Genomic DNA, 5,909 nt, shown 5'->3' with positions numbered 1-5,909 from the left:
GCCGCCAGCGTCAACGCCGTGAACCTGGAAAACCGACTTGGCGATGTCTAAACCGATTGTCGCTATCGTCTGCATGGCTCGCTCCTCTGAATCGTGGGATCCTTAACAGCGCCCACATCCATGGCACCCATGTGCCGGTGGAGGAGCCGTCCACAGCATCAGGAACGGACATACTGCCTGGGGGAGATCGCCGCCAGCCAATCCGACCGATCCATCGGCCGTGGCCTACCCGTAGATTGCCAAGGCGTGAATTGCAGCGCAAGCTGAGGAATGCTCAAGGCACCGCAAATCCGTTTCTGCAGGGCCTCAGACGGGGTTCGCATCGCCTACGCCACGACGGGCAAAGGTCCGGCGATGATAGAGGTTGCAACCTGGCTTAATCATCTCGAATTCGATTGGCAAAGTCCCGTCTGGCGTCCGCGGCTTGTCGAGATGGCGAAGAACTACACCATGGCACGATACGACGGCCGAGGTTGCGGCCTGTCAGACCGGGCCGTTCAGGACCTGTCATTCGATGCCAATCTTCGTGATCTCGAGGCGGTGGCTGATGCGGTAGGATTCAAGCGCTTCATTCTCCTCGGCTGCTGCCAGGGCAGCGGCCTGGCCATTGCCTATGCGGCGCGCCATCCTGAACGCGTCAGCAATCTAGTCCTGTATGGCGCGTTTGCCCGCGGCAGATTGAAGCGCAACCCATCTGCACGGGACCTCGAAGAAGCCAACATGATGCTTAAGCTTGTCGAGCTTGGCTGGGGACGCGAAAATCCGGCATTTCGTCAGGTCTACACCACGATGTTCATCCCCGAAAGCACGCCGGAGCAATTCCGCTGGTTCACCGACCTCCAGCGCATGTCGACCTCCCCAGAGAACGCACTGGGACTGATCCGTGGATTTGATGCCATGGACGTCACCGACCTGTTGCCAAAGGTCAGCTGCCCTACGCTGGTATTGCACGCCCGGAATGACGCCCGCGTACCGTTCGGGGAAGGCCGCATGGTGGCCAGCTCGATCGCCGGCGCGGAATTCGTTCCGTTGGAGAGCCGCAATCACATCCTGTTGGAGCATCAGCCGGCTTGGAAGCAGTTCCTGGCCGAGATCGCCCGCTTTGTGCACGGTCAAGGCCGGGCCGACGCTTTCGAGGAGACGGCGTTTGCCGAACTCACGCAACGCGAGCGTGAGGTCCTCGAACTGATCGCTCGCGGCCTCGACAATACAGCGATCGCAGACCAACTATCGGTAAGCCCAAAAACCGTTCGCAATCACATCAATGGCATCTTCGATAAGCTGAACATCCCCAACCGGGCCCAAGCCATCGTTCGCGCGCGCGAGGCTGGCATGGGAACGCGAACGGGCTAGGCGCCCGATCTGGGTCTCGTGGCCCAGCATTTCAGAACATTCCAACACGTTGGGATGAGGCCTGGGCCGAGGGTCTCATGACGGCTTGGGCCATCCCAAACACATTTCTCCCCCGACGACCAATCATTTTTGCCAAGCACCCGGCGGTATTTCAACGCCCAAGGAGACAACGATGAATGACACCATTGTATCGTCCTACGTCACCGGCTCCGCGCAAATGCAAGGCGACCTGTGGAGTGCTCGAGCGCGCGATTATGCCGAATTGCAGGAAAGCCACTTCCTTCCGTTGTACGAGAGCGTGCAGCGCCGGCCGGAACTTACGAAATCGCGGTCGAGCCTCGATGTCGGTTGCGGTCCTGGCCTTGCCGCGCAGGTATTTTCACAGACAATTGCCAACGTCGCCGGCATCGACGCATCGGCCGCGTTCATCGACATAGCGCGTCAGCGCCTGCCTGGGCGCAATTTGCGTGTCGGCGAAATGGAAACGCTGCCGCACGCGGATGGAAGTTTCGATGTCGTGACTGGCTTCAACGCGTTTCAATATGCCGCGTCGCCTGTCAACGCTCTGCGCGAGGCACGCCGCGTAACGCAGCCGGATGGCATTGTGGTGATCGCAACCTGGGGCTTGCCGGAGGACTGTGAGGCAGCCGGGCATCTCAAAGCCCTCGGTGCGTTGATGCCACCGCCGCCGCCCGGAGCTCCTGGCCCTTTCGCATTGTCCGACGAATCCAAATTGAAAGCGCTGGTATCCGAGGCCGGACTTACGCCGATAGCAGTGGTCGACGTTGAATGTCCCTGGATCTATCCGAACCTGGACATTGCGCTTCGTGCAATGCTGTCTGCCGGCCCTGCTGAACGAGCCATCCGAAATTCCGGCATGGACCGCGCACGTGAGGCGGTAGCGAACTCGATTACGCCCTACCTGAAGCCTTCAGGTCAGTACCATCTGAGCAACAAGTTCCGCTACCTCATCGCCCGCGCGTGATCGGACCGATGGTTTTTCGCTACGGAATTGGCCGGTACGACCTTGGACGCGTTGATCGATGCTCAATATCCGTAACGGGTCATTCGCGTCGTTTTGACCGGCTACCAACGATTTCCGGTCTACCCCGATCAGCGTACATTCCCAAGGTCAGTCGGCATGTCTCAAACGTGCCAGCTCGGAACTCGTTCACGCGCACCGGAGGCGAGCTACCAGGGAATATTGTCCTTCATCCCGCCGATGCCGTCAGGTCGATTCAAAAAGCCATTTCGATTGCCCAAAACAGTTCGCGCTACCGCGAGGTCAATGCAGGTTGAAAAGGTTTCTCACCAGCCGTCCAGAAATGATATCCGCGAACGATAGCCTGGCTGACGGTACGATTGTCGTCGAGCCGCCGCGCGTGGCGGCAAGCGTGTTCGACTGGGCAGGTTCGTAGGAAGCAACTTTGGCCTCACGCCGTTTGATTGCCTTCGGCCGCTTCCTGGCTGAGTCGACCACCACCGGTGATGGGTTCACAGAAGCGTACGATTGCAGGGGCGAGGCATTGCCTGATCCCGAGCGTTCGAACAGTGCCGGTGGCGGTACTATCGTGGGCTGATTGGTGTCAATGACCACCCGTTCGGGCGACTGCTGAATCGAAGCTATCCGAATAACCGGCCTGTCGATCGCGTCATGCACTGACTCCGGCAGAGGTTCGGGAAGCAGCCAATTTGCCCCGAACAGCAGTGCCAGAAGCGATGTGCCAACCCAGACCATGTATCGCGCGATTGGCATAGGAATGTCTCGCCATAAATAATGACGAGAGCAAACGCCGCAAATTACTGAAAGATCGTTATGGAACGTGGTTACTGCTCGAATTCAAGTTGGTAGTCTTAAAGTTGCCACTCGGAGCCTTGATCTGATCTATTGTGATAATGCGTCAGGCGGCCGACGTTCCTAATCGAACGTCACTCCGATCCGCCTGTCCTTGCGCCAGACGATGCGGCACGGCGCTTGAACTGCTCGGTCGGAATAATCAGCGTGAACCGGTCCGCGATGAAGAGCGGCGTTACCACTTCCAGGGCCGCACCTGTCGCCGAGAGGTTGCGGACGGTGCAGTCGATGCTGCCCCCGCCGAACGCGATCGACCCGGCCTTCAGAATCCTGCGTCGTGGTGCGCGTCGGTGGTCGTCTGCCATCACGCTTCACAGCTTGACCCAACGCCGCGTTTCCGTCTCGCATCGCGGACAGCGGTAGAGAACTTCGCTCAGAGTATCCTCTCCCGAACGCTTTGCCGAAAGGCGAGGCATTTCCACCAGACAGTTCGGGCACGTCACAATCCCGACCGGCCGGCCGATTGGATCATTGCCATTGTGACGAGGTTGGACACGTTCTGCCAGTGGCATAGCGTTACTCCACGATTGTGAAAACAAGGCGGAAGTGAGCCATTGGTTCCAGTTCGTTTGGGGAGATTTGCTCGCTGGACCTGATGTTGGGAACCTACGCAGTGGACCTTTGTTTCCATACTATGCGGCGCCGAAGACGCTGCTTTTCGAAAGATGGGAACCAAGGAGAGACACATGTTGACGAGACAGCTCATTATCGCAAGTTGCGCTGCAATGGTCCTGAGCATTGCCACAGCCAACGCGGGCCCTTGCAACACCGGCGGTAAAGACGCCGGTTCCGGCCCGACGCCGGGCTCCACGGGACAAACGATCACCACGGGATCAGCGGACAAGCGTGAGCACCCGCCGACCGAAACGATGAATCGGGTGGCAGGAGACAAAGCCACTTCGTCGCAGGATGCTCAACGGCAACAGCAGGGCGAACCCACCGCTGCGCAGCAAGCCCAGGGCGCTCAACCCTCGGCGAAGATGAGCGACCAGGGGTGCTGATGCTTCAATTGCGGATGAAATTCGTTGAATGATCTACATACCTGACGCCGCTCCGGGCGTTTATGATGCGCCCGGGCGGCGCCTGACATCGCGGCGTCGCACTAACTGCAGCGGACCGAAACAGCCGCCTACCTTTACTGATTGCTACGGGGCTGCGACCACGCGCCTACCTCTGCGGCCCGGAAAGCGAGATGTCGCGTTCGGCGCGGAAGACGTTGCTGTAGAGGTTGGCGATCCACTGGCGGCCGCTCGAGGTCTTGTTGAGATAGCGGATTTCGGTCTGGATATGCGGCGCCACGCTGTCCCAATAGAATTGCGGATAGCGGTTGACGATGTCGGCGGGTGAATCATAGCCGAGCTGCCGGTTGATGCCGACCTCCTCGAATTCCTGGTAGAGCGCGTTGGCTTTCCTGAGGTAGTTGGGATCTCCAAGCTGGCCGATGAAATCGGCCGCCCGGACGATCGAGGCCTCCGGACCGAATTCCTGGCCCGGCTCGGGAGGAAACCGGGTGCCTTCGATGGCATCGGCAATGCGCTGCTTGTCGAGCGGAAGAATGCTATCGATCCGTTGCATCACGTAAAGTTTCGACCGGTCGACGTGGTGATTCATCAGGCCGGCGTCCGACGAACCGCGCGGCAGCGTTATCTTGGTGCCCTTCGAATCGATCACATAGCCGTCGGCGTCGTCGTCCGTGAACAGGCCGCGGACATAGCCGATGTCGTGGGCAAGACAGGCAATGATGACATGCGCATAGTCGTCCGCGTTGAGATGGGTATGCAACGCGCGGCCGCGAAGGATATCTACTCCCGCCAGCGTGACCAGCAGCGTGTGCTCGACATTGTGGTAGAGCGCGTCGCTGTTTCCGATGCATTCGAGCACGAGGCGGGCGGCGTTCGGCACGATCTCCACCAGCGGCGTCTGCGAAGAGCCGAACCGGCGGCGCATGAAGGAGCCGAGAAACTCTTCCAGGGCATCCGTCGCCAGCTCAGGTAACGTCATCATCGATGCTGCTCCGCTTCCGTCATCTTGTCGCGCCGACTTCCGACCTCACTTCCGAGCGAGCCGGCCGCCAGCATAGCGCATCTCGGCTTCGCTGACCAAATGCCGAATGCAACGCCCGGGAAAAATACGGATTCATATTGCAGTGCGACTGCACCGCATCAGTCCTGGCCAATGTCGTCTGGCGACAAGAGCTGCTGTCACCGAGTCCGTTTTTGACCCTATGCGACATCGGCCGGTGCTATTAGCCGTTTTCAACGGTGGGTTTGCGGTTAGACTGCTTGTCTGGCATCGGGAGGGGGTCATGCGGCGGCGGGAAGTCTTGGCACCATTTGGCGACCTGCCAGTGCAGCAGTCGACGAAGGTCGAGCTTTTGCCCAACCTCGAGACCGCGAGGGCTCTCGGCCTCACCATACCGCCTGCACTGGTCGCGCGAGCCGACGCGGTAATGGAATAGCGCGCGCAGGAACCATTAAAGCGCGGTGACCCAAGCGTCTCCTCACGAAATTTGCATCGCCGGGAAAGCGACAAGCCGCACACTGCGAAACAGGCCGACTGGTTTGCCCGTCGGGTTGTTTTGCAAGATGCGTGTCCAGCCCTTTTTTCAAAAATTTTTCCCCTTTTCGTTTCATGCAAATCAGCTTCCTAGTCCCCGCCGTCCACCCCACTCGAGGGGCGTATCGCGATCGTCACGAACGCG

The 5,909-nt window shown here is 59.4% G+C and carries 5 protein-coding genes and 1 pseudogene; 3 read left to right on the top strand and 3 right to left on the bottom strand.

What is annotated here, in order from left to right:
• Positions 1–270 precede the first annotated feature (270 nt).
• Both QZ213_RS23325 and QZ213_RS23320 read left to right on the top strand, forming a co-directional pair.
• Positions 271–1,353: an alpha/beta fold hydrolase gene (locus QZ213_RS23325; RefSeq protein ID WP_291688442.1), complete on the top strand. Its 1,083-nt coding sequence runs from the start codon at positions 271–273 to the stop codon at positions 1,351–1,353.
• Between the two features lie 172 nt (positions 1,354–1,525).
• Positions 1,526–2,338, top strand: a complete 813-nt coding sequence (locus QZ213_RS23320) for a class I SAM-dependent methyltransferase (RefSeq protein WP_291688441.1) — start codon at positions 1,526–1,528, stop codon at positions 2,336–2,338.
• 300 nt (positions 2,339–2,638) lie between these two features.
• Here QZ213_RS23320 and QZ213_RS23315 read toward each other — a convergent pair whose 3' ends face one another.
• Together QZ213_RS23315 and QZ213_RS23310 are read right to left on the bottom strand one after the other, a co-directional pair.
• Complete coding sequence (locus QZ213_RS23315) at positions 2,639–3,109, bottom strand: hypothetical protein (protein ID WP_291688440.1); 471 nt, start codon at positions 3,107–3,109, stop codon at positions 2,639–2,641.
• A gap of 162 nt (positions 3,110–3,271) precedes the next feature.
• Positions 3,272–3,513 (bottom strand): annotated as a pseudogene (locus tag QZ213_RS23310) (PilZ domain-containing protein).
• 381 nt (positions 3,514–3,894) lie between these two features.
• Here QZ213_RS23310 and QZ213_RS23305 point away from each other — a divergent pair.
• On the top strand, positions 3,895–4,209 hold the full coding sequence (locus QZ213_RS23305; protein WP_291688439.1) for a hypothetical protein: 315 nt from the start codon (positions 3,895–3,897) through the stop codon (positions 4,207–4,209).
• A gap of 166 nt (positions 4,210–4,375) precedes the next feature.
• Here QZ213_RS23305 and QZ213_RS23300 read toward each other — a convergent pair whose 3' ends face one another.
• Positions 4,376–5,212: an HD domain-containing protein gene (locus tag QZ213_RS23300; RefSeq protein ID WP_291688438.1), complete on the bottom strand. Its 837-nt coding sequence runs from the start codon at positions 5,210–5,212 to the stop codon at positions 4,376–4,378.
• Positions 5,213–5,909 lie beyond the last annotated feature (697 nt).

This window comes from Bradyrhizobium sp., from assembly GCF_017881085.1.
Lineage (GTDB): Bacteria > Pseudomonadota > Alphaproteobacteria > Rhizobiales > Xanthobacteraceae > Bradyrhizobium.
Note: the sequence above shows the minus strand (reverse complement) of the source record. Positions and strands in the feature narration are given on the sequence as shown.